Origin of the sequence: Microtetraspora sp. NBRC 13810 (assembly GCF_030268685.1) — a bacterium.
Lineage (GTDB): Bacteria > Actinomycetota > Actinomycetes > Streptosporangiales > Streptosporangiaceae > BSRQ01.
The window spans coordinates 226994-249671 of sequence record NZ_BSRQ01000002.1 but is presented as its reverse complement, the minus strand read 5'-3'; the positions used below and the strand labels follow the sequence as shown (position 1 = coordinate 249671).

The 22678-nt window shown below is 70.6% G+C and carries 21 protein-coding genes; 11 read left to right on the top strand and 10 right to left on the bottom strand.

What is annotated here, in order from left to right; translation table 11 throughout:
* Positions 1-604 precede the first annotated feature (604 nt).
* The 7 genes from QSK26_RS04850 to QSK26_RS04820 all read left to right on the top strand — a co-directional run bounded on the left by QSK26_RS04850 (position 605) and on the right by QSK26_RS04820 (position 8510).
* Entirely contained in the window at positions 605-1639 is a 1035-nt protein-coding gene (locus tag QSK26_RS04850) for an NAD-dependent epimerase/dehydratase family protein (protein WP_285773743.1), read from the top strand.
* Positions 1640-1641: 2 nt separating this feature from the next.
* Positions 1642-2388 carry a PIG-L deacetylase family protein gene (locus QSK26_RS04845; protein ID WP_285773742.1) on the top strand — a complete coding sequence of 249 codons (747 nt, stop codon included), beginning with the start codon at positions 1642-1644 and terminating at the stop codon, positions 2386-2388.
* Between the two features lie 62 nt (positions 2389-2450).
* Positions 2451-3743, top strand: coding sequence for a DegT/DnrJ/EryC1/StrS aminotransferase family protein (locus QSK26_RS04840; protein ID WP_285773741.1), 1293 nt, complete (start codon positions 2451-2453; stop codon positions 3741-3743).
* Between the two features lie 65 nt (positions 3744-3808).
* The gene (locus tag QSK26_RS04835) at positions 3809-4966 is read left to right on the top strand and encodes a 2-deoxy-scyllo-inosose synthase (protein ID WP_285773740.1); all 1158 of its coding nucleotides are present in this window, start codon (positions 3809-3811) and stop codon (positions 4964-4966) included.
* A gap of 4 nt (positions 4967-4970) precedes the next feature.
* Positions 4971-5996, top strand: coding sequence for a Gfo/Idh/MocA family protein (locus QSK26_RS04830; protein WP_285773739.1), 1026 nt, complete (start codon positions 4971-4973; stop codon positions 5994-5996).
* Positions 5989-7254: a glycosyltransferase gene (locus QSK26_RS04825; RefSeq protein WP_285773738.1), complete on the top strand. Its 1266-nt coding sequence runs from the start codon at positions 5989-5991 to the stop codon at positions 7252-7254. Before QSK26_RS04830 ends, QSK26_RS04825 begins: the two co-directional genes overlap by 8 nt.
* Positions 7254-8510, top strand: a complete 1257-nt coding sequence (locus tag QSK26_RS04820; protein ID WP_285773737.1) for a DegT/DnrJ/EryC1/StrS family aminotransferase — start codon at positions 7254-7256, stop codon at positions 8508-8510. The genes QSK26_RS04825 and QSK26_RS04820 overlap by 1 nt, the downstream gene beginning before the upstream one ends.
* A gap of 3 nt (positions 8511-8513) precedes the next feature.
* Here QSK26_RS04820 and QSK26_RS04815 read toward each other — a convergent pair whose 3' ends face one another.
* The 3 genes from QSK26_RS04815 to QSK26_RS04805 all read right to left on the bottom strand — a co-directional run bounded on the left by QSK26_RS04815 (position 8514) and on the right by QSK26_RS04805 (position 10337).
* Positions 8514-9221, bottom strand: a complete 708-nt coding sequence (locus QSK26_RS04815; RefSeq protein ID WP_285773736.1) for a PIG-L deacetylase family protein — start codon at positions 9219-9221, stop codon at positions 8514-8516.
* The gene (locus QSK26_RS04810) at positions 9222-9740 is read right to left on the bottom strand and encodes a DinB family protein (RefSeq protein WP_285773735.1); all 519 of its coding nucleotides are present in this window, start codon (positions 9738-9740) and stop codon (positions 9222-9224) included.
* Between the two features lie 279 nt (positions 9741-10019).
* Complete coding sequence (locus QSK26_RS04805) at positions 10020-10337, bottom strand: ArsR/SmtB family transcription factor (protein WP_285773734.1); 318 nt, start codon at positions 10335-10337, stop codon at positions 10020-10022.
* A gap of 127 nt (positions 10338-10464) precedes the next feature.
* On the opposite strand from QSK26_RS04805, the gene QSK26_RS04800 reads away from it, so the two are divergent.
* From QSK26_RS04800 to QSK26_RS04790, 3 genes are all read left to right on the top strand, one after another.
* Positions 10465-11394, top strand: coding sequence for an alpha/beta fold hydrolase (locus tag QSK26_RS04800; RefSeq protein ID WP_285773733.1), 930 nt, complete (start codon positions 10465-10467; stop codon positions 11392-11394).
* Positions 11395-11475: 81 nt separating this feature from the next.
* A complete protein-coding gene (locus QSK26_RS04795; protein WP_285773732.1) occupies positions 11476-12708 on the top strand; it encodes a CynX/NimT family MFS transporter in 1233 nt (410 codons plus the stop codon).
* Between the two features lie 209 nt (positions 12709-12917).
* Positions 12918-14051, top strand: a complete 1134-nt coding sequence (locus QSK26_RS04790) for an RNA ligase RtcB family protein (protein WP_285773731.1) — start codon at positions 12918-12920, stop codon at positions 14049-14051.
* 240 nt (positions 14052-14291) lie between these two features.
* Here the strand turns inward: QSK26_RS04790 and QSK26_RS04785 are convergent, their stop codons facing one another.
* From QSK26_RS04785 to QSK26_RS04755, 7 genes are all read right to left on the bottom strand, one after another.
* Entirely contained in the window at positions 14292-14921 is a 630-nt protein-coding gene (locus tag QSK26_RS04785; RefSeq protein ID WP_285773730.1) for a response regulator transcription factor, read from the bottom strand.
* The gene (locus QSK26_RS04780; RefSeq protein ID WP_285773729.1) at positions 14899-16050 is read right to left on the bottom strand and encodes a sensor histidine kinase; all 1152 of its coding nucleotides are present in this window, start codon (positions 16048-16050) and stop codon (positions 14899-14901) included. The genes QSK26_RS04785 and QSK26_RS04780 overlap by 23 nt, the downstream gene beginning before the upstream one ends.
* Before the next feature lie 124 nt (positions 16051-16174).
* On the bottom strand, positions 16175-16486 hold the full coding sequence (locus QSK26_RS04775; protein ID WP_285773728.1) for a TIGR04351 family putative TOMM peptide: 312 nt from the start codon (positions 16484-16486) through the stop codon (positions 16175-16177).
* Positions 16487-16586: 100 nt separating this feature from the next.
* Positions 16587-17972, bottom strand: a complete 1386-nt coding sequence (locus QSK26_RS04770; protein ID WP_285773727.1) for a SagB/ThcOx family dehydrogenase — start codon at positions 17970-17972, stop codon at positions 16587-16589.
* A 19-nt stretch (positions 17973-17991) separates the two neighbouring features.
* Positions 17992-20235 (bottom strand): TOMM precursor leader peptide-binding protein, encoded by a 2244-nt coding sequence (locus QSK26_RS04765; RefSeq protein ID WP_285773726.1) that lies wholly within the window; start codon positions 20233-20235, stop codon positions 17992-17994.
* A 62-nt stretch (positions 20236-20297) separates the two neighbouring features.
* Positions 20298-20621, bottom strand: coding sequence for a hypothetical protein (locus QSK26_RS04760; RefSeq protein ID WP_285773725.1), 324 nt, complete (start codon positions 20619-20621; stop codon positions 20298-20300).
* Between the two features lie 204 nt (positions 20622-20825).
* A complete protein-coding gene (locus tag QSK26_RS04755) occupies positions 20826-21587 on the bottom strand; it encodes a sensor histidine kinase (protein ID WP_285773724.1) in 762 nt (253 codons plus the stop codon).
* A gap of 109 nt (positions 21588-21696) precedes the next feature.
* Between QSK26_RS04755 and QSK26_RS04750 the strand changes: the two genes are divergently transcribed.
* On the top strand, positions 21697-22650 hold the full coding sequence (locus QSK26_RS04750; protein ID WP_285773723.1) for a hypothetical protein: 954 nt from the start codon (positions 21697-21699) through the stop codon (positions 22648-22650).
* Positions 22651-22678 lie beyond the last annotated feature (28 nt).

The following is a 22678-nucleotide window of genomic DNA, read 5'->3' as shown; positions in this document are numbered from 1 at the left end:
GAGTTCAAGGGCCGGCGGTGCGGTGTCGTTTGCATGGAATGTGATCGCTGTGACAGGAAACAGGTGATGAATAATTTTCCGCCAATTTGATGGCGCACCGGCCGACGGTTCTGTATGGTAGGAATCGTCGATGTTCTAGTCGGTTGAGCATGCGTTCGCTCGGGTCTTACTTGGGTGGTTGAGGCATGACAATACTGCCTACTTGGCAAAGTATCGTCGTTCGCCGTCCCCTCTTGTCGGGGACCGCTCGCGACTATTCCAGGAATCGCCGGATTATCGGCATGGGTGGCCCGCATATCAATGCGCGGGCAGGTGAATGCTCGGGGCAGAGTACGCGAGTTCCTGCGGGAGTGCGGTCTCGCGGCGGGGGAGGGCATCGGGGCCACGGCGACCACGTCGTTCGGATCCATGCCGTTTCACCTCGCGTTCGGGGTGGGTCGGCACTGCGTCACCCACCACATGGGGGTGAGCGATCCGCGCAGGTCGACGGCACTGGAGATCATGTCGGAGTTTGCCGAGAAGGGGCACAAGTGGACTTCACCGATCCGCTGATCGACGACACTCGGCTCGGCACCGTGGGTGTGCCGAACGCGCTGGTGTCGTGATGGCGACGGACAACACGGCCTGGCAGGTACGCGCCAACCCCGGCCGCCGCACCCTGGTCACCGGCGGAGCCGGCTTCATCGGCAGTCACCTCGTGGACCGGCTGGTCGAGCTCGGCCACCAGGTGATCGCCGTGGACGACCTGTCCACCGGCCGCATGGCGAACCTCGTCGACCATCCCAGCGTGGAGCGGGTCGCCGGGTCGGTACTGGACGCGCCCCTGCTCGACGAGCTGACCAGCCGGGTGGACGAGGTGTACCACCTGGCCGCCGCGGTCGGGGTGAACACAATCCTCAAGGACCCGCTGCGCTCGCTGCGCACCAACCTGCACGGCACCGAGATCGTGCTGAATGCCGCGCTCAGGCATCAGGTGCAGGTGATGGTGATGTCCAGCAGCGAGGTGTACGGCATGAACACCTCCGACGGGCTGACCGAGGACGACGACCGCGTGCTCGGCTCACCGCTGCTCGCGCGCTGGTCGTACGCCGAGGCCAAGGCGGTGGTCGAGACCCTCGCGTACGCCTACTGGCGGAACGAGGGGCTGCCCACGGTGATCGTGCGGCCGTTCAACATCGTCGGCCCCCGGCAGACCGGCCGGTACGGCATGGTCATCCCGCGGCTGGTCGGCCAGGCGCTGCGCGACGAGCCGCTGAGCGTGTACGGCGACGGCCGCCAGACCCGTTGCTTCTGCCACGTGCGCGAGGCGGTCGACGCGATGGTCGCACTCATCGGGCACCCGGACGCCTACGGGCAGGCGTTCAACCTGGGCCGCCCGGAGGAGGTGTCGATCCGAGAACTTGCTGAGCGGGTGATCGAGCTCTCCGGCTCTTCCAGCTCGATCCAGTACGTCCCCTACAGCAAGGCCTACGGAGAAGGATTCCAGGACATGCGCCGACGGGTGCCGGACATCACGAAGCTGCGTGACCTGATCGGCTTCGAGCCGCGGCTCGGGCTCGACACCATCGTGATGAGCGTGCTCGAGGACCAGCGGCAGTCCCGCACGGCGGAGCTGTCGACCCTGGGGGGGCGGGGCTGACCATGGTCGCGTTCACCGACGAGTTCCTCGCCGCCCAGCGCCTGCTGGTGATCACTCCGCACGCCGACGACGAGACCTACGGCTGCGCGGGCACGATGGCCCGGGTCAAGGCCGCGGGCGGCAGCGTGTACGTGGTGCTGGCCACCGCGGGTGACGTGCGGCACTACGCCGACGCCGACGCCGAGAGCGAGGACGTCTCGAAGCTGGTCACCCGCGGGCAGCGGCTCCAGGAGTTCGCCACCGTGATGAAACACCTGAAGGTCGACGACTGGGAACTGCTGATCGAGGAGTCCGACGCGCACCTGACGTTGGACACCATTCCCCGTAAGAAGCTGGTCGGCCTGATCGAGTCGAGCGGCCGGCTCTCCATCGACCGGGTGCAGCCCACGATGGTGATGATTCCGGCGGTCAGCTACAACCAGGACCACGAGGCGTTGTACCGGGCCTGCGTCACCGCGACCCGCCCCGGCGCACCGGGGCAGAAGCACACGGTTCCGTTCGTCCTGGTGTACGACAACACCTCGCTGTTCTGGCCGGGTCCGGAAACCCGCTTCAGCCCGAACCTGTACGTGGACATCTCGGGCTACCTCGACGTCAAGATCGAGGCGCTGAGACTGCACCAGTCCCAGGTACGCCAGCCGATGTACCACGGCAGCCCGGAGGCGCTCGAACTGGCGACCCGGGTGCGCGGATCGGAAGTGAGCATTCCCGCGGCCGAGGGATTCGTCCTGCTCCGGGGTGTGCTCTAGGCACATGAACAGGAATCTCGGAGCACCAGTCCGTCGCCATTGTTCTCACTAGGAGGGTTGACATGAGTCTTCTCGCCATTAACGGTGGTGAGAGGGTCCGCACCCGCGAGTGGCCGAAATGGCCGCAGCCGGCTCCTGGTGCGCTGGACGCTCTCCAGGAGGTGCTTTCCTCCGGCCGATGGTCGATCAGCGGCCCGTACCAGGGAAAGTCCAGCTTCGAGCGCCGGTTCGCCCAGGAGTTCGCCGACTACCACGACCTTCCGTACTGCGTGCCCACGGCGAGCGGGACGGCGAGCCTCATGGTCGCGCTGGAGGCGTGCGGCGTCGGCGTCGGCGACGAAGTGATCATCCCCGGGCTCACCTGGGTCGCCAACGCGTCCACCGTGGCCGGAGTGAACGCCGTTCCGGTCCCGGTCGACATCGACCGCGACACCCTGTGCATCGACCCGGCGGCCGTGGAGCGGGCGATCACCCCGCGCACCGCGGCGATCGTGATCGTGCACCTGTACTCCGCCGTGGCCGATCTGGACGGTCTGCTGGAGGTGGCGCAGCGGCACGGCATCCCGCTCATCGAGGACTGCGCCCAGGCGCACGGCGCCACCTACCGTGATCGGCGGGTGGGCACGTTCGGCGCGCTCGGAACCTTCAGCATGCAGCACAGCAAGGTGCTCACCAGCGGCGAGGGCGGTGCGGTGATCACCGCGTCGGCCGACCTGGCCCGGCGGGCCGAGCACCTGCGTGCCGACGGCCGCACCTACAGCCCCACCGAGCCCCTGCTGGGGGAGATGGAGCTGCTGCAGACCGCCGAGCTGATGGGCAACAACCGGTGCCTGTCGGAGTTCCAGGCGGCACTGCTGATCGCCCAGCTGGCGATCCTCGACGAGCAGAACGCGCGGCGCGCCCGCAACGCGGCACTGCTCGACTCCGCGATCGGCGCGGCCGGAATCCGCCCCCAGGTCACGTCGCCCGGCACCACCCGGCGCACGTACTACGAGTGGGCCGGCTGGATCGATGACCCCGAGCTCGCCGAGGCCGGCTGTGAGAAGGTCGCCGCGGCCGTGGCCGCGGAGCTCGGCACCGGCGCGGTCACCGCGTGCTACCCCGCGTTCACCACCAACCCGCTGTATCGGCCGGGTACCCGGAAGCGCTACGCACTGGGGCCGGACGCGCTCGACCTGTCCCAATCCGAGCTCCCGGTCTGCGAGGACGCCGCCCGCCGGGTGATCACCATCCACCACTCGCTGCTGCTCGGCGACGAGCAGGACATGCACGACATCGCGCGTGCGTTCGAGAAGGTTCACGCCCACCGGCACGAGCTGACGGGTCGCGATGCACTTCCCACCTCGATGGGATAACAGCTCGGCGGCCGGAAATCACGGTCAGCTCCCTTATGCAAGGGCCCTACTAACGAAGGGTTTCCATGAAGATCGAGATATGTCTGGGCTCGGTCCGGTTTCCATTTCACCTGAGCACGGACGCGCTCGACGAACTCGTCGAACGTCTGCTCCAGCTCTCGGCCAGCCGCTACGTCATCGTATGTGACAGCAACGTCGCTCCCCTCTACGGCAAGGACATCGTCAACCGGCTGTCGGGCCGGGCGGTGGCGGATCTCCTCGTACACGGGGCGGGCGAGCAGCACAAGAATCTCCAGACGGTGAACGACCTGATGGAGACCGCGTTGCGCTCAGGAACGGACCGTGCGTCGGTCATCGTCGCCGTCGGCGGCGGCGTGACCGGCAACATCGCGGGCTTGATGGCCGCGTTGATGTTCCGCGGGATCCGGCTGGTGCACGTGCCGACCTCCCTGGTCGCGATGCTGGACTCGGTGTACTCGCTCAAGCAGGCGATCAACTCCGGCCTGGGCAAGAACCTCATCGGCACGTTCTACGCACCGGAGGAGGTGCTGGCCGACACCTCGGTGCTGCGCACGCTGCCCCGCCGGGAGATGATCTCCGGGATGTGCGAGGTGGTGAAGAACGCACTGGCCATCCGGCCGCAGATGACCGACCTGCTGCTCAACTCGCTGCAGCCGGACTCGAACTACGCCGACGAGGCCCTGAGGCCGATCATCGTGGAGAGCCTGGCGGCCAAGAAGATGGTCGTCGCCGACGACGAGCAGGAGTGCCGCGCCGGCATGGCACTGGAGTACGGCCACACCGTCGGCCACGCGCTGGAGTACACCGCGCTCGGCGCGCTGTCCCACGGCGAGGCGGTCGGCCTCGGCATGATCGTCGCAGCCGAGGTGTCGCACCGGCTGGGTCACCTCGACGAGGGGACCCTGGCGCTGCACCGCGACCTGCTCTCCAGGGCGGGCGCCACCTGCACCGTGCCGGCCGGGATCGACCTGGACGAGGTCGCCCACCGGCTGCGCTTCGACAACAAACGCGGTTACCTCGGGCTGACCGGCGACGCCTACGCCATGGTGCTGCTGGGCGCCCAGGGGCAGCCACTGTGGACGGACAGCCGCCCGCTGGTCGAGGTGCCGGGGGCGCTGGTCCGCGAGGTGCTCGCCGAGTTGAGCACCCCGGAGGAACTGGTCGCCCCTCCGTCCCTGATGCCGACGGCCGACAATGTCTGAGCCGGTGTCCGGTACGGTCGGGGTCGCCGTCGTCGGGGCCGGGTTCATGGGCGGCGTGCACGCCGCCGTGCTGACCGAGGACCCGCGGGCGCGCGTGCGCTGGATCGTCGACCTGGACGAGCGCGCCGGCGGTCAGCTCGCGGCCCAGATGGACGCGCGGGCGACCACGCGGCTGTCCGAGGCGCTGGCCGATGACGAGGTACGGCTGGTGGTGGTGTCCACTCCGGTCACCACCCACCACCCGGTCGCGCTGGAGGCGATCGCGGCCGGGCGTCACGTGCTGGTGGAGAAGCCGCTGGTGATGCGCCCGGACCACGCCAGGGAACTGGTGGCCGCGGCCAAGGCGAAGGGCGTGCTGCTCGGCTTCGGGGGCAACTTCGTCCACGCGCCCAAGTTCAGACGTGCCAAGGAGCTGGTCGCCGACCGGACCGCGCTGGGCACGCTACACGCGGTGCGGGTGGTCTACCGCACATCCGGTCCGGACAGCGAGTGGCCGCGCAACCGGGCGCTTGCCGGTGGCGGTGCGTGCACCGACATCGGCTGGCACGCCATCGAGCTGTGCTCCTGGCTGCTCGGCGAGCCGCGGATCGAGGCGGTCACCGCCGCCACGCAGAACATCACCGGCGTCGGCGACGTCGAAGAGCAGGGCGTGATGCTGCTGCACTTCGAGGGCGGCGCGGTCGGCCAGTGCGACGTGTCGTGGCTGTGCCCCGGCGGTGAGCAGCTGACCGTCGAGGTGCTGGGCACCGAGGGCCGGGTAAGCGTGGACTTCTGGCAGGGCATGGGAATCACGGCGTTCACCACGAACAAGTTCGCCGAAGTGTGGGAACCGAACCAGGGCTGGGCATTCCCCGAGTGGGAATGGATCCGCAACAGCGGCTACGTCCAGCAGGACCGCAGCTTCGTGGACGCGATCGTGAACGGGGAACCGCTGGGCCGCGCCGCGGACAGCGCGATCCCGATCGTCTCGGCGCTGGACGCGGTCTACCGCAGTGCGGCCGAGGGAAGGAAAATCGAAATTCATGACTGAGAACGGCAAGCCGCGCGGAGTACTCGCCCTGACCCCGTTCTTCCTGTATCCGGACCACAAGGACAAGTGGGAGGTCCGGTTCGACCCGATGGGCGGGATGCACCTGCTCGGGTACTCCATCGTCCAGGAGATGGCGCGGCGGGGCTTCCCGCACCGCGTGCTGACGATGGCGCCGCCCGGGGTGCCGAAGGACGTGCGCATGGCGGCCAACGTCAGCGTGCACGCCCGGCGGCTGCCCGTGCTGCCCATCCCGTCCAAGCTGGAGGGATACTTCGGGCTGGTCGGTGCCTGGGCGAAGGCCAGCCTGGGCTTCGTCCTCACCCACCGGGCCCGGCTGCGCCAGGAGATCGGCCTGGTCCACGCGCACTGCGACGGGTCCGGCTCGGCACCCGCGTACTCGTACGCGGCGGCCCAGATCCTCGGCGTGCCGCTCGTCACGCACATCTACTCCTCCCGCTGCCTCACCCAGTACCCGACCACGCTGTTCGAGCGGGTGTCCGACCCCGTCGCCAAGAACGCCGAACGGCTGGTGATGCAGAAGTCGGACGCGGTGCTCACGCTGTCGGAGGACATCCGCCTCCGGGTGCGTGACGAGGTCGGCGTGCCCGACCACATGGCCCACGTGCTGGCCCACGTGCCGAGCGACTCGTTCGTGTCCAACGACACCCCGGAGCGGCGGGCCGAGCTGAAGGCGAAGTACAAGCTCGACGACCGGCCGATCGTGGTGTACCTGGGCCGGATCGCCTCGGAGAAGGGCGTCGAGTGGTTCGTCCAGGCCGCGGCGGAGGTCAAGAAGCGCGGTCGCCGGTGCCAGTTCGTGGTGGCCGGCGACGGCCCGCAGCGTGGTGACATCGAGCAGCTGGCTCGGCGGCTCGGCGTGGCGGACGACCTGGTGATCACCGGTTTCCTGCCGCACGAGATGGTGCCGTCGATGCTGGCGCTGTCCACCATGGCCATCCTGCCCTCGGAGTACGAGGAGCTGGGCGTGGTGATCATCGAGTTCATGCTGATGAACCTGCCGGTCATCGCGCACGACGTGAGCGGCGTGCACAAACTGGTGGACCACGAGAAGACCGGCCTGCTGGTGGAGCCGTTCAAACCCCCGCTCCTCGCGGATGCCATCGAGCGGCTCCTGGACAACCCCGAGCTGCGCAGCAAGCTCGCCGAAACGGCGGCCCCCCTTCCGCAGGCGTACACGCAGAAGGCTGCCGGCGAGCGTCTTGAGGCGATCTACCGAAAACTGCTGAAGGAGATTTGATGGCGGACAAGCTTGCGATACTCGGCGGCACTCCGCTGCGGCAGCGCCCGTGGCCGGCTTGGCCGCATGTCGGGCCGGCGGACGTGGAGCGGCTGCGGCAGGTGATCGAGAATCGCAACCTGGGCGGCATCCCGTTCCCGAACACCCTGCACCGGGAGTTCGTGGAGCGGTTCACGACCAGCCTTGGCGCCCCGTACGGCCTGCTCTGCACGAACGGGTCGGTGAGCATCTCGACCGCGTTGCGCGCGCTGGGTGTCCAGGCCGGGGACGAGGTGATCACGACCTCGCTCACCTGGGTCGCCACCGCGTCCTCGATTGTGCACGTGAACGCCGTGCCGGTCCTGGTGGACATCTCCGACGACAACTGGTGCATCGACCCGCAGAAGGTCGAGGAGGCGATCACCGACCGCACCAGGGCGATCGTGGTCGTGCACCTGGGCAACCAGGTCGCGGACATGGACGCGCTGGTCGACATCGCCAACCGGCACAACCTGTTCATCGTCGAGGACTGCGCGCACGCGCACTACGCCGAGTGGCGGGGCCAGTGCGTCGGCACCATCGGTGACGCGGGCAGCTTCAGCTTCGAGACCAGCAAGATCATGACCTCGGGCGAGGGCGGCTTCCTGACGTTCAAGGACGAGGAGCGGTTCCACCGCGCGATGTCCCTGGTCCACATGGGACACAAGGACGCGCCGTACGACAGGTACGAGGGCCGGGTGCTCGGCTGGAACCACCGGATCAGCGAGCTGCAGGCGGCGGTGTTGCTCGGCCAGCTCGACAGCTACGCCGAGCTGGACGCGAAGCGCACGCTCGTCGCCGAGCAGCTGCTCAAGGGGCTGAGCGAGGTCGGCGGCTTCAAGCTGCTGCCCGACGACGCGCGGGTCACCCGGCGGCAGAAGTACGAGCTGCTGGTCCGGTTCGACACCGAGGCGTGGGACGGCCTGCACCGCGACAAGGTGCTGGCCGCGCTGCTGGCCGAGGGCGTCGAGTTCGAGGGCGACACGTTCTACCCGCCGATGCACCGCGACCCGCTGTTCCACGTGGACGCCAAGGAGTGGCCGATGATCCGCGAGCGCTACGGCGAGCGGATCACCGCCGACTCCTTCCACCTGCCGGTCGCGGACAAGGTGGGCCTGGACGAAGCGGTGTGGATCCACCACTCGCTGCTCGTCGTCGAGCCTGAGGACGTGCAGGACATGCTCGACGCCGTGCAGAAACTGCGGGACAACCTCGGGGAGCTGAAGAGCCTGACCTGAGAGTCAGCCCTTCAGCAACCGAAGACGGTCGGCGGTGGACGGGTCTGAGAACCAGACCCGTTCACCGCCGACCGCGTTCATGTGGGCAAGCAGCACCGGCAGCACTTCGGCCGGCTCCTGCGAGGAGAAGGTCATCACCCCGGCCTCCTTGGCGGACCGGTGCGCGTCGACGCCGACCAGGACCTCCCGGCAGCCCGGCGGGAGCTCGGGCCGGTCGGTCGTCGCGTACGGCAGGTCCTCGTACCAGGCGAGGCGAGCCGGCGGCACCAGCTCGGCGGCGGCGAGCCGTACGGCGGCGTGGTCGACGTGCCCGCCCGCCGCGAGCGGGACGAGCACGAGTCCGGGGTCCACGTCGGACACCGTGGTCCTGACGTGCTCGGCGACCTGACGCACCACGTCCTCGGCCGGTTCCGCGCCCATCTCGGTGTCGTCGTCGTAGCCGCGCAGGCTCGCGTCCTCAAGGGTGGCACGACGCAGGAGCACGCCGTTCTCCCGCGCCCAGGCGCGTTCCTCCTCCTCACGCACGCGCGAGACCTCGCGCGGGTCGCCGTTCGCCGGATGACTCGGGGCGTAGCGGGTCTGCGTGAAGAACGTCAGCACGTGCAGTTCGGCGCTGTTGCCCCGCATCCGGGCGAGCGTTCCGCCGAGTGACCAGGCGATGTCGTCCGGATGCGGGGACAGCAGCAGTACGCGGGAGTCCGGCGCCGGCACTCAGGTCCCCGTCGACCCGTCGATCCGCTCGCGGATCAGGTCGGCGTGACCGTTGTGCCGCGCGTACTCCTCCAGCACGTGCACGTACATGGCGCGGATGTCGATGTCCTCGCCCTCGTCCTCGTCGAAGTAGGACTCGCCGATGTCACGAAGCGGCACGGCCTTGCGGGTCAGCTCGATCTCCTGGCGGAACAGCTCCAGGTCGGCCTTGGCGTCCGCGGTCGCGATGTCGAGGAATGCGGCGTCCGGGTCTTCCTCGGTGCTGTACGGGTCGTTCTCCGGCTTTCCGGTGAACAGCGAGCGCAGCCAGCGCTCCAACTCGGCCATGTGCCGGACTATGCCCAGAAGGGTGAGCGGCGACGGTTCGACGGCCGCGGTCTTGAGCTGTTCCTCGGTGAGCCCGGAACACTTGTGCGACAAAGTGTCCCGGTGGAAGTCGAGCCAGGCGGTGAGCACTTCGAGCTCGTTGCCTCTGGTGGGTTCCTCGGCGCGGTCGACAGTCGGCGCGGTCCATGTCATGGTCACATACTAGCCGCGGGCTTTCACTTTCACGATAAATATGATCGAATCTGATCATTAGCAGGAAAAAAGTGCCTTTGAGGTGCAATGTCGGTGCGTTAAGGCGTTTACCCGGGTAGCGGCAGGATTCCACGGCGCGTGGCCGGCTCATACGAGCGGAGTGCCGCTATTCGGCGATGGGCCGCGCGGATTGTCAGTGCGCCGTCTGACACTTCTCGATCCGCGCGACGACCTCCGTGCGGACCGGCGAGTTCGATCTTTCGGCGGCGGCCCCCCAGGCTAGGTGCGGGGCGCCGGGTGTCCGCCGTGCAGGACGATGTCGAGCAGGCCGGGGAACCGGGCCTCCAGGTCGTCGCGGCGGAGCCTGAGGTAGAGCTTGCGCCCGGAGCGGCGCTGGCTGATCACCCCGCTCTCCCGTAGTGCCCGCCAGTGGTGGGTCATGCTCGACTTCGGCACGTCGGGCATGAACTCGCCGCAGAACCTCTCCTCGCCGGAGGCCAGCGCCTGTGCGATCTCCAGGCGGACGGGATGCCCCAGGGCGGCGAGCACGTCGACGAGCCGGATCTCCTCGACGCCGGGATGGTGCAGTACGGCCATCCCTCCACTGTACGTGATTCTCGTACAACACCCCATGGCCGGCTTGACACGCACCGTTCGACCGTACGAGGATTCCGTACCGTCATATCGTACGAAATCTTCGTACGGTCGAACATTGAGGAGTGCTGTGAACACGTCCCTGCACGACCCCTTGGACGACGCCGCCCTGGCGCGCTCGCTCGACGGGGAGTTCTCCAGCCGCCATGCCGAGGTGAACGGCGTCCGGCTGCACTACGTCGAGGGCGGCAGCGGTGAGCCGCTGCTCCTGCTCGGCGGATGGCCGCAGACCTGGTGGCAGTGGCACAAGGTCATGCCCGCGCTGGCCCGCCGCTACCGGGTGATCGCCGTGGACCTGCGCGGCATGGGTGGCTCGGACAAGCCCGCCGACGGCTACGACAAGAAGACCATGGCGGCCGACATCCACGCATTCGTCCAGCACCTGGGGCTGACGACCGTCAACATCGCGGGCCACGACATCGGCGCCATGGTCGCCTACGCCTTCGCGGCCAACCATCCCGAGGCCACCGCGAAGATCGCACTGCTGGACGTCCCCCACCCGGACAAGACGTGGTCCACGTTCGGCCTGCTCCCCGAGCCCGACCAGCATGTCGCCTCGGCCATCGAGGCGGGCGCCCGTTCCTACCTGTGGTGGTTCGCCTTCAACCAGGTCCGAGACCTGCCCGAACGGCTGCTGGAAGGGCGCAGCCGGCTGCTGGTCGACTGGCTGTTCAACCGTCAGGCCAAGGACCCGGGGTCCATCGACGAGCGGTCCCGGCAGGTGTACGCGCACGCCTACTCCACCGCCGACGCCGTACGCGCGGGCAACGGCTGGTACCAGACCTTCAACCGCGACATCGAGGACGAGCAGGCGTACGGGCGGGTGACCGCGCCGATCCTCGCCCTCGGCGGCGACGCGAGCAACTATGCCTTCCTGCGCGAACTGATGCCGGCCAAGGGCACGGACGTCCAGGTGGTCGAGGTCGCAGGTTGCGGCCACTACATCCCGGAGGAACAGCCGCAGGCCGTCATCGACGCTCTGGCCGCCTTCCTCGGCTGACATCGAGTTCCCGGTTCTCCCAGGGCCCCCGGCATGGCCGACAATCCGCCGAGGGGCCCTCAGCCGCTGATCGGAGCCCCCATGACCGGCCCCTCGCAGGCGCCCGAACGGGTCCTGCCCACGCCCACGCGCCGCCGCCTGGCCCGGGTACTCCTCGTGCTCGGCATCGTGCTGATCGCGGCCAACCTGCGCCCCGCCATCGCGGCCACGGCCACCGTCCTCGACTCGATCACCGGTGACCTGAGCCTGTCGGGAGCGGCCGCGGGAACACTGACCACCCTTCCTGTCCTGTTCTTCGGGCTGTGCGGCCCGGCCGCGCCCGTGCTGGTCAGGCGCCTGGGCATCGAGCGGACCCTGGCCCTGGCCCTGGCCGCCATAGCGGCGGCCTCGGCGCTGTGGCTCGCCGGTTCCACCACCGTCCTGTTCGCCGGCACCGTCCTGGTCGGCGCCGGCGCGGCGGTCGGAAACGTGCTGCTGCCCGTCCTGGTCCGGCGCGACTTCCCCGATCGGGCGGGCCTGGTGTCCGGGCTCTACACCACCGCACTGGCATCGGCCGCCGCTCTCGCCGCCGCCGTGACCGTTCCCCTCGGAGACGCGATCGGGTACGGCTGGCCCGGCGCCCTGGCCGTCTGGGGACTCCTGGCCCTTGCCGCCCTCGTCATCTGGACACCCCAGCTACGCCGGAGCGCCCGCCTTCCGGACGACGCCCCGTCCGGCCCCGGTGGTGTGACCCGGCTCCTGCGTGACCGTCTCGCCTGGCAGGTCACCGGCCTGATGGGACTCCAGGCGCTCAGCTATCACACGACCCTGGCCTGGCTGCCGTCCGTCTTCACCGATGCCGGCCTCGACCGGGCCACCGCCGGAGTCCTGCTGTCGGTGGCCGGCTTCGTCGCCATCCCCGTCTCACTGGTCCTGCCCACACTGGCGGCACGCCGCCCGGACCAGCGCGGGTGGATCGTTCTCCTGACCGCCTTCACCGCCGCCGGCCTGCTCGGCCTGCTCATCGCCCCGACCGCGGCCCCCTACCTCTGGGTGATCCTGCTGGGACTCGGCCAGGGGCCGATCTTCCCCCTGACCCTCACGATCATCGTGCTGCGCTCCCGGACCGCCGAGGACACCATCGCCCTGTCCACGATGGCGCAGTCCGTCGGATTCGTCATCGCGGCCGCGGGACCGCTCACCCTGGGCCTGCTGCGCACCGCGACCGGCACCTGGACGGCCGGCGTCGCCCTGCTCCTCGCCCTCCTGGCGCCCCAGCTGCTCACCGGCCTCGCCTCCGCCCGCGACCGCCACATCGCGAGCCGCCCGAAGTAGGGACTGCCCTCGCGCGACCCCGGCCACGGCAGGGGTGCGCGGCGGAAAACCGTTTGCCGCGTGCGGAGGGGTTGGGGGAACGTGATGTCCCATCCGACGGACAGCACAGGCCCACGGTGCCTTCATGCCGTCCGGCCCTTTCACCGAAGAGAGCGTCGTTGACCCAACCCTCCTTACCAGAGTCCGCCCCGGTCAGGGGTCCGGCCACCGTGACCGTGTTCGCCTCCTCCGCGAGCTGGATCGAGTCCGACGCCCTCGCGCAGTGCCACCAGGTGGCCGCCCTCGACGGCATGACGCACGTCGCCGCCATGCCGGACCTGCACCCCGGCAAGGGCGCCCCTGTCGGCGCCGCCATGGCGTCGAGCGTGTTGTACCCGTTCCTGGTCGGCTCCGACATCGGTTGCGGCATCGCCGTGTTCCCCATCGCACTGAAGCGCGCCGTACCCGAGAAGCTCGCCGCCCGGTTCCCCGACCTCGACCGCGCGCTGCACCCGGAGCGGGATGCCGGCGATCCGGCCTGGGCCGTCATGGAGGGCGGGGTTCCCGCCGGGCACACCGAGGGCCTCGGGACGGTCGGCCGGGGTAACCACTTCGTCGAGCTGGCGCGGATCGGCGCCGTCTTCGAGCCGGGGCACGCGAGCCGTCTCGGGGTCGCCGCCGGAGACCTCGTCCTCGTCGTCCACAGCGGTTCCCGGGGACTGGGCGAGCGGATCCTGCGGGCGCACACCGAAGTCCACGGCGCGGGCCCCGCCCCTGACCCCGGCGCCTACCTGGCGGCGCACGACGACGCCGTACGCTGGGGGTCGCTCAACCGGCGGCTGATGGCCGCCCGGGTCGCCCATGCCCTGGGGGCCGAGCCCGCCGAGCCGATCGTCGACCAGTGCCACAACCTGGTCGAGATCCGCGACGGGCTCTACCTGCACCGCAAGGGAGCGGCACCGGGGGACGGCCGCGACGTGCTCATCGCCGGTACCCGGGGCACCCCCTCCTACCTCGTTGCCGGGCACGCCGGGCCGGACGCCTGCCATTCCGTGGCGCACGGCGCGGGCCGCAAGATGTCGCGCGCCGACGCCCTGCGCCGGGGCCGGGCCAAACACACGGTCGAGGAACTGCGCCGCACGCCGGTGGGGTCCCTGGTGGTGTGCGGCGACCGCCAGCTGCTCTTCGAGGAGGCGCCGACGGCCTACAAGCGCATCGAACAGGTGATCGCCGACCTCGTCGAGCACGACCTGGCCACGCCCGTGGCCACCACGGTCCCCCTGGTCACCTACAAGACGCCCGACCTCGGGTCCACGCCCCGGCAGGACCGCCGGGGCCACCGCCGCGGACGAGGCCGGCCGTGACGACCGTCCTGGCGTCGAGCTGTTCAGGGTTATCCCTCTGGTGAGCGTGTGTGGGGTCGCCGACCATGGTCCTACGCCGGACGGCACGAGCCGGCGGCCGATTCCCTTCCCCGTTCGAGGAGGTGAACGACATGGCGCGACGTGGCTGGACCTGGGGCTGAGCCTGACGGCGGCGGCCCTGCCACCGGCTCGCACGAACGGTGGCGGGGCCGTCCGCGGAGGGGACCGGCGGGAGAGATGTCATGTGCGTCTGGTCCGGGCGCTCTCGATCCAGCCGGCCTCTATGGCGATGCGCACGGCGTCCGTCCGGTTCCGGGCGCCGGCTTTGGTGATGACGCTGGAGATGTAGTTGCGGACCGTGGCGGCCGACAGGTGCAGGGCGGCGGCGATCTCGCCGGTGCTCGCGCCCGTGTCGATCAGGCGCAGTACCGCGGACTCGCGGTCGGTGAGCGGGGTCGTCGGCCCGGTCATCGCGGCCAGGGCCAGGGACGCGTCGATCACGCGCTCTCCCTGGGCGACTCTGCGGATGCTCTCGGCCAGCCGTTCGCTGGGGGCGTCCTTGAGGAGGAAGCCCTCCGCACCCGCCTCCACCGCGCGTTTGAGCAGGTGGGTGTGGGCGAGGGCGGTGAGGATCAGCACGTGGCAGGCCGGCATGACCTCACGTAGCCGCCGGGTCGCCTCGATGCCGTCCATCCCCGGCATCTCGATGTCGATGACGGCGACGTCGGGTGCGGTGGCGAGGGCCTGGTTGACGACGTCGGCGCCGTTGCCGGTCTCGGCCACCACCTTGATGTCACCGGTGAGGCTGAGCAGGGCGACCAGGGCGCCACGGACGATCCCGTGGTCCTCAGCCAGCAGGACATGAATCAACGGTCACCACTTTCTCCCGGTCGGGTACGACAGGCAGCCACACGCGCACCTCGAACCCGTCGTCACCGGCCGGGCCGGCTTGAAGGGCTCCGCCGAGTCCCTGCACTCTCCGCAGGAGCCCGGCGAGGCCCGAGCCGCGCCGCCTGCCCGGTTCGCGGCCGGCTCCGTCGTTGCGCATCAGCAGGTGGACGCGTCCTTCCCGGCTGCCGAGTTCGATGAGGCAGTGCCGGGCGTCGCTGTGCCTGACGATGTTGGTCGCCGCCTCGCGCACGACCCAGCCGAGTGCGTCGCCGGTCTGCTCGTCGATCTCGCTGATGCCGAGGCGCAGGTCGCAGCGGGCGCCGGTCAGCTCGATCAGCGCGATGGCCGTGGACAGCTCCGCCCCCACGTCGAGCGAGCTCCTGGCCGCCACGACGTCGCCGATCTGCGCGCGGGCCTCGCCGGCGATGGCGATCGCCGACTCGACCTCCTCGATCGCCCGTTCTCTGTCCCGGTCCAGCAGGGCCACGGCCAGTTCCGTCTTCAGCGTGATCGCGGCCAGCGTCTGGCCGAGCAGGTCGTGCAGTTCCCCTGCCATGCGGGTCCGGTCCTGGTCCACGGCCGCCTCCGCCAGCGCCGCCCGTATGTCGCGGAGCTCCTGTACCGAGGCGGCGTAGCGGACGAGCCCGAAGGCGACGACGGCGGCGGCGAACACACCGGCGCTGTTCTGGAGCGCGGCCAGGGGCGCGGCATCCTGGAACGCCCGGCTCAGCGGGAACTCGGCCACGGCGACGGCGACGAGCACGGTCACGGCGAGCCGGAACCGGAGCAGGAGCAGTCCCGCCGTGGCGACGATGAACGGGGTGTAGATCCACACCGAGCCGAGGAACGGGAGGGCCCCGTAGACGACCGCCGCGAAACAGGCGAAGGTCCGGAGCGGGCGGGCCGCCGGGGCGGCTCCCCTGATCTGCCTGACCACCAGACGCGCGTAGACGACCAGCAGGCCGCCGAGCAGGATCCCCGACAGCAGGGCCCGGTCCACGTCGCCGGTGACGAGGCACGCGAGCGGGGTGAGCGCCCAGAGCGCCGCGGTCACCGCGATGACGCCTCTGGACAGCCACCTGATCTGTCCTTCGCCCTGGTGAGCCATGGCGGCCTCTCAGTATGTTCCGGTGCATCATGGCTTCACACTGATCGTGCCGTCTTCCCGGGTCTCGATCAACCACTGACGGGCGGTCGATTCGTCCCCTTATGGCCAGCTGCTCGCTCTGTCCTCAGCGTGGCCCTCCAGGCTCGCGGTCCCGGTACGGCGCTGCCGGCGGGAGCGTGGAACCCGTCCCGAAGGTCGTGCCGTCTTCGGCGCCCGCGGCAGGTTCCAGGCGGGTGATCTCGAAGTCGCCCTCCGGTCTGGGCGGCAGCGGCGGCGTCGGCGCGTGGGCGGGGTAGTCGATGCCGAACTCGGCCAGCACGCTTCTCGGCTCGCTCTCGTAGCGGTCGCGGAGCGCGCCGTCGCTCCAGGCCGCCGCGATCAGTCTGGCGAACTTCCTGCGGTCCTCGTCTCCGAGGATGTAGATGCTCTCGGCCATCAGGCGCTCCCCTCCCGGCTGCGGGCCTGTCGGCTCTCACGATTTCGGATCCGTCCGGTCACGGGCAGATGCAGACGACATCCACCGCCCATGACGGATGTCACGGACCGGCCGTACCGTGCGGGGCCTCGCCGATGAGGAACTCGCCGACCGACGACTCCGTCGCCCAGTCGAGGCCGAAGGCGCGGGCGGCCAGGTCGGCGTCGCCGCCCCCGAGGGCGCAGGGGGCCATGCCCATCGCGGTGGCCACCAGGTAGAGGGTCTGGTAGAGCACGCCGACGTTCTTCAGCGTGGTGGCGTAGGCCATGCCGGAGTACTTCCACGCCATCCGCCGGAAGCGCGCCGTGATCGTGATGAGGACGTCGGGCCGGACGAGGCCGCCCGCCGCGGCGCCGGCCTGGGCCAGCATCGCGTCCGCGTCCCGGGCGCCGGCGGGCAGTGCGATGAGGCGGTGGGCGAACGGGTCGTAGTAGTAGGCGCCCGGGTCCAGTCCCGCGCACCTGCCGACGACGAGATACAGCTCCAGCTCGTGCATCGCGCCACCCCCCGGGTACGGCCTGCCGCTGGTCTCGTACGGCACGCCGGAGGCCGGTCCGGAGACCCGCCTGACCCCGGCGGCCCGGTAGAGCAGTTCGCCGAGACGGCGGATCGTGGGCGGGGCGGCGGCGGGCTCGCGTACCGACCTGCGCGATTCGAGCACGGTGGTGAAGGGCGGGTCGGTCGCGGTGACATCCTCCAGCGAGGGGCGGTACAGGTGCACGGCCGGGCCGGTGGGCGCGGGTTTGCGAGCGGGCTCCGGCGGCAGCTCCCGCAGGAAGCGGAAGGTCCCGCCGAACGGCTCGTCGTGCCTGCCCGATCTGCTTCTGCCGTGGAAGAGCAGGTCGTGGAAGTCCCAGGTGCGCAGCGCGGGATCCGCTTCCTCGGCGTCTCCCGGGTACGCCAGCCCGGCCGCGACGAGACGGCTCAGCGCCTCCGGCGCCTCCTTGACCATGACGGCGCGGCCGAGCGCCGCGAGCAGCGGCATCGCGTCGCCGGTGAGCGTGACCCGGTGCCTGGACAGCGGGGACTCCAGGACGAGCTCCCCGCCCGACCTGCGGACGAGCGCGAACCTCGACAACCGCACGGTTTCGCCCTGGTCCAGGGCGGGCGGCCGGAGGACCGCGTCGCGGGCGACGGGAACGAACCGGAGCAGGGGATCGACCGCGTGGACCAGGATCGGGTTCAGCCGGTCCAGGGTCACGAGCAGCAGGGCGATCTCCTGGTCCGTCCCGCCCGCGGCCACGAGCCGGGCGACCAGGTCGTCCTTGCCGGCGAGCGTGCCCGGCAGTTCGCGCAGCAGCGAGGCGACGCGGGGCGGCAGGCCGCGCACCGTGACCGCGCCGAAGGGGTTCGTGATGGTCAGCGTGCCGTCCCCCGGCGTCACGACGGCGTCCTCGCGCATGCCGATCCGCACGTGCGGGCTCGCCGGGGCCGATGGCGCGCTCACAGAACGCTCACAGGAACGCTCACAGGAACATCGTCACGGGGTTCATCTGCTCCTCCGGCGTGGGTTCGGCCTGCCAGCCGAGCTGGACGGGCACGTCGTAGAGCCGCCCCGGCGCGAGCCGCCGCCAGAAGTGGCGCAGGCCCGGCACGATCACCTTGACGACCGGCAGGCCGATGTCGGGCCGGGTCTGGTCGAGCACGAGCAGCTCCATGCCGCGGGTTTCGACCAGCGCGCGGGCCGCGGCGATGTCGTCCAGGAGGTCGGTCGTGCACGGCCGGTCGTACGCGGACGCGGGCACCGGCGGCCCGGCGGGCGCGAGGTAGGGGTGTTCCGCCATGTGCGCGTGCTTCCACCAGGTGAGCTGTTCGCCGTCCGTGACGAGGTAGCCGGCGCCGGTGACCGCGGGCAGGAACTGGTTCAGCTCGGCCAGCGCGCGCTGCACGGCGATCCGGGCGTCGAAGTGGGCGCCGAAGGCCATGAGGATGTCCTCGGCCGGTCCGCGGGCACGGCGGCTGATCGCGGCGGCCACGGGGACGCCCAGGTCGGTGGTGAGGTCGAGCACATGCAACTCGCGGTCCAGCCCGGCGTAGACCTCCTGGAACTCGGTCATCCAGCGGTCGGCGAACCCGGCCAGGTCGAAAGCGGGACGGCGGACGCGGTTGTACCACCACAGCGCCACCGCGTCCCTTTCCACGAGTTCGAGGAAGCCCTGCACGATGGCGTCCTCCAGTGAGGAGCCCGCCGCGTTGCCGTTGGAGTCGGCGAAGGCGTGCACCGGACCCGCGGGACGGGACTCGTAGGAGTAGTACAGGTAGCCGGTCGGCAGGTACTTGTGCCGCTGCTCGGTCAGCGACCACACGGGCGTCCAGTCGATCACGGCGTCCGGGTCGAGGGGGTCGGTGACGTGGTCGTGGCTGCCGGTCAGCCGCGTGGCCCGCCTGGTGCGGTACTGCGCCTCGCTGTAGAGCATGCACGCGTTCGGGTGGACGGCGTCCGCCCCGAGTTCGGCGAAGCTCGCCGCGCGCCTGGCCTCGTCACCCTGGAAGACACCCGAGTAGCGTTCTATCGCCTCGCACATGGCGCTGACCTTCGCCTGGAGGTCGGTCGTGCCCTTGCCGGCGCTCTGGCTGCGCAGGCCCCTGCGGACGGCGCCGAGGTCGCGGGCCCGCCGGGCGACGTTGTGCCCGGCCGTGTACGTCCTGGCGAAGGGGGTTCCGGCGTCCATTCTGACGAGGTCCCTGATGACGCCGGTGACGGGGCTGACGAGGTGGCCGTACTGTTCGGCGACGTCCTCGGGATGGCGGGCGCGGTGGCCGCCGTCCTCGGTGAAGGTCTTGGGGCGCGGGCGGGGCTCGACGGGGCGCCGGGCGGCCTCGGCCATCAGCCGCACGTCGCCGCACGCGGGGCACTGGGGCCTGCGGCGCAGTTCGTGCCGGGTGAGGCCCAGGCACTGGGTGTCGAAGGTGGTCACGTGGTGCTGCTGCCGGTCGCGCACCCCGGCGAGCCACTTCACCGCCTCGGCCGCGACCAGTCGCACCCCCGCGTCCCTGGTCAGCGGCAGGTCCGCGAGGGGCGTGGCCAGCGGGCCGGGGCTGCGCAGACGTTCCTCCAGGTAGGTGAGCTGCTGCCGGTGTCCCTCCAGGCGGTGCGCCAGACAGCGCCAGCAGCCGCCCCGCTCTCCGGACTCCGGCGCCGCCCCGAAGACCGGCCCCAGCCACATGACGGAGCCGACCGGGCGGGCGAGCAGCCACGGCCGCCCCTCCGCCAGGTGCCGGCGGTTGATCTCGGCCAGTTCCCCCCTGAGGTAGTCGTCGGTCAGGACGACGGTCAGGTCGCCCTCCTCCGGGCCGGTGACCCGCACCCCTTCGGCGGCGAGCAGCCGGCACAACTCGCCGCCGGACGCCCGGCCGAGCGTGACCACGTCGACCCGGCCGTTCCGCACGCCCGCGACCGCCGCCTCCGCCTGCCGTCCCGCCATCTCCCAGTAGGCGGCCGTGCCGCGCTCCAAATCCTCGGCCACGTCCACCAGCAGGCCGCGCTCTCTGAGCTGGTGGATGACGTAGTAGACGTGCTCGGGCGGGATGTCGGGTTCCACCGCGGTGAGGATGTCGGAAACGGTGTGCTTGCCGTCGAGCAGGCCCGCCACCGCCTCGATCGACCGGCCGGTGAGGATGTGCAGGCCGCGCTCGGAGATCAGGAAGACACCCTCTCCCTCCACGGCCTCCACCCGGAAGTGGCGGCGGAACCCTGGCCGGACGTCCATGGCCTTCCTTTCCCCGGGTGGCGGTACGCGCGTCGGTGGAGACGTCCTGCGGCGTGGGCCGGTTACCGGGGGTCCGCGGGGGTGTGCTCCGCCAGGCAGAAGCAGAAGTTGATCAGGCACGGGGGCGGGGGCGGCGCCGCCACGTCGAAGCTCTCGATGACCAGCTCGGCCGCGGGCCGGGGCGGCAGTGCGGGAACCCGCGCCCCGTCGGCGAGCGCGATGCCGAACTCGGTCAGGACCGAGACGGGCTCGCGCTCGTAGCGGAGCCTGAGCCCGGCGTCGGACCACGAACGGGCGGTCAGCTCGCCGAACCGTCTGCGCTGGGCGAGGTCCCAGCCGAGGGCGTTCGCGTCGAGGGTGTTCTCGCTGAACGCTTCCACCGTCATCACAGTCCTCCTGATGCGAAGGGGCGGGCATCTGGACCCGTCGGAGTGAACGTCTCGAACGGCCGGCACGGCCGGCACGGCCGCCGGAGAAGCGCCAGATCGATGGCAGGACCACAAGGTAGGGGAGACCGTCTCGTGCTCCAGATTCTCCATCATCGGTCATGCATGCCAGAAACAACCATCACCGACATTTCGTGATGTTTATCATTTTGTATGGTTTGTCGCTTTTGATGGGCTCTGTTGTTCCCGGTGCGCGAACCCCCGCGTCTCCCTCTGCGCCTCGCGCGCCATGTCGAGCAGGTGGTTCAGCTCGTTCCGGACGGTCTCGTCGTCCGTGCCGGTGAGGACCCTGCGGCCCTGCGCGGCGATGGCGTCGAGGCGGCTGCCGAGGACGGCCTCCAGTTTGCGCGTCGCCCTGGCCCGCTCCGCCGAGACCATCGCCGAGGCCAGGTTGGCGCGGGTCGCGTAGAGGACCCTGGCCGTCTCCGCGAAATGCGTCAGGCCCGCCAGCAGGACCGCCGCCACCGCGACGGTCAGCGTCCACGACAGGACCTCCGCGAGGTCGTCGCCGAGGAGGGCCGCCTTGACCGCCTCGGCGAGGACCACCGCCACGAACGCGAGCAGGGAGCGCGGTCTGGGGAGGAGCCCCAGGACCGCCGCGGCGAGAAGGACCCCCGAGGCCGCCCACCACTCACCCAGCAGCGGCAGAGGCAGGTAGACCAGGAGCGCCATCGTCCCGAGCAGCCACCGCCGCCGGCGCGGATCCGGCGTCGTGCACGCGGCCAGGACGTAGAGCACGACGACCGCCGCCGCCAGGACGAGCGCGGCGACCCGGTGGGCGACGCCCTCCTGGAGATAGTGCGCGAACGTGCGGCCCATCAGGAAGACGGCGAAGGCCGCGATCGTCGCGCGGCTGAGCCGTACCTCCAGGGGGGCGCGAACTCTTGGAACCCTCTTGTGGGGCACACAGGGAGCATCGCAACCGTACGCGATCTACGCAACGGGCGGCGAGCCGGCAAAGCGATTCCATACCGAGGGCGAACTCGCACCCAGGCGGCGTCGCGCAGGATGCGGCATGCTCACTTACGAGTACATCGAGGCCGCCAGAAGGCGACGGTGGGCTTCGGCGCTGCTGTATCTCACGGATCGGTGCCCGGTCGGGTGTGGCCACTGCTCGGTCGACGCGCGCCCGGACGGACCGCGGATCTCGGACTGGCCGCTGTTCGAGCAGATCGTCTCCGTGCTGTGCGAGGTGGAGAGCTTCGAGATCGTCGGCATCTCCGGCGGTGAGCCCTTCACCGAGCGCCGCGGGCTCACCTTCGCCACCGAAGAGCTCGCCGCGGCCGGGAAGTCGGTGGTGCTGTACACGAGCGGCTTCTGGGGCGACCCCGCGCCCTGGGGCCGCCGCGTGCTCGGCCGGACGAGTTGCGTCGTGCTCGGGACCGACGCCTTCCACGCCGCGCGACTGGCCGAGGACCGGGTCGTGGCCGCGATCCGGGCGATCGGGGACGCGGGCTGCCGGCTGGTGCTGCAGGCCATCGGCACGGACCGGGAGGCGGCCGGGCTGCTCACCCGCGCGCTGGGGGCCTCGTGGCCGGACCACGCCGAGATCCACGTCACCGGTCTCCTGCCGGTGGGGCGGGCACGCGGGCTGCGCCCGGTCACGCCCCCGCGTGCCGGGCGGTCGTTCGGGCCCTGCACCGTGGCCGACGCGCCGGTGGTCCGCTACGACGGGCGGGTGTCGGCATGCTGCAACGAGACCGTCATCACCGGAGGCGGCCCGGCCCCGCTGCGCCGGCACGCCCGTGACGCGGCCGAACTGCGGGCCGCCCTCGGCTCCTTCGAGGCGGATCCGCTGCTCAGGTTCATCGGCAGCCACGGGCCAGGACCGCTCGCCCCGCTCGCGGGTCTCCAGGATCGGGAGTTCGAGCACATCTGCCAGCTCTGCTGGCGGCTGACCGGACGGCTGGGCGCGGACCGCGGCGGACCGGTCGCCGCACTGTCCCTGTTCACGGGGGAGGGCCCGTGACCGTTCAGGGGGCAGGGCCCGTGACTGT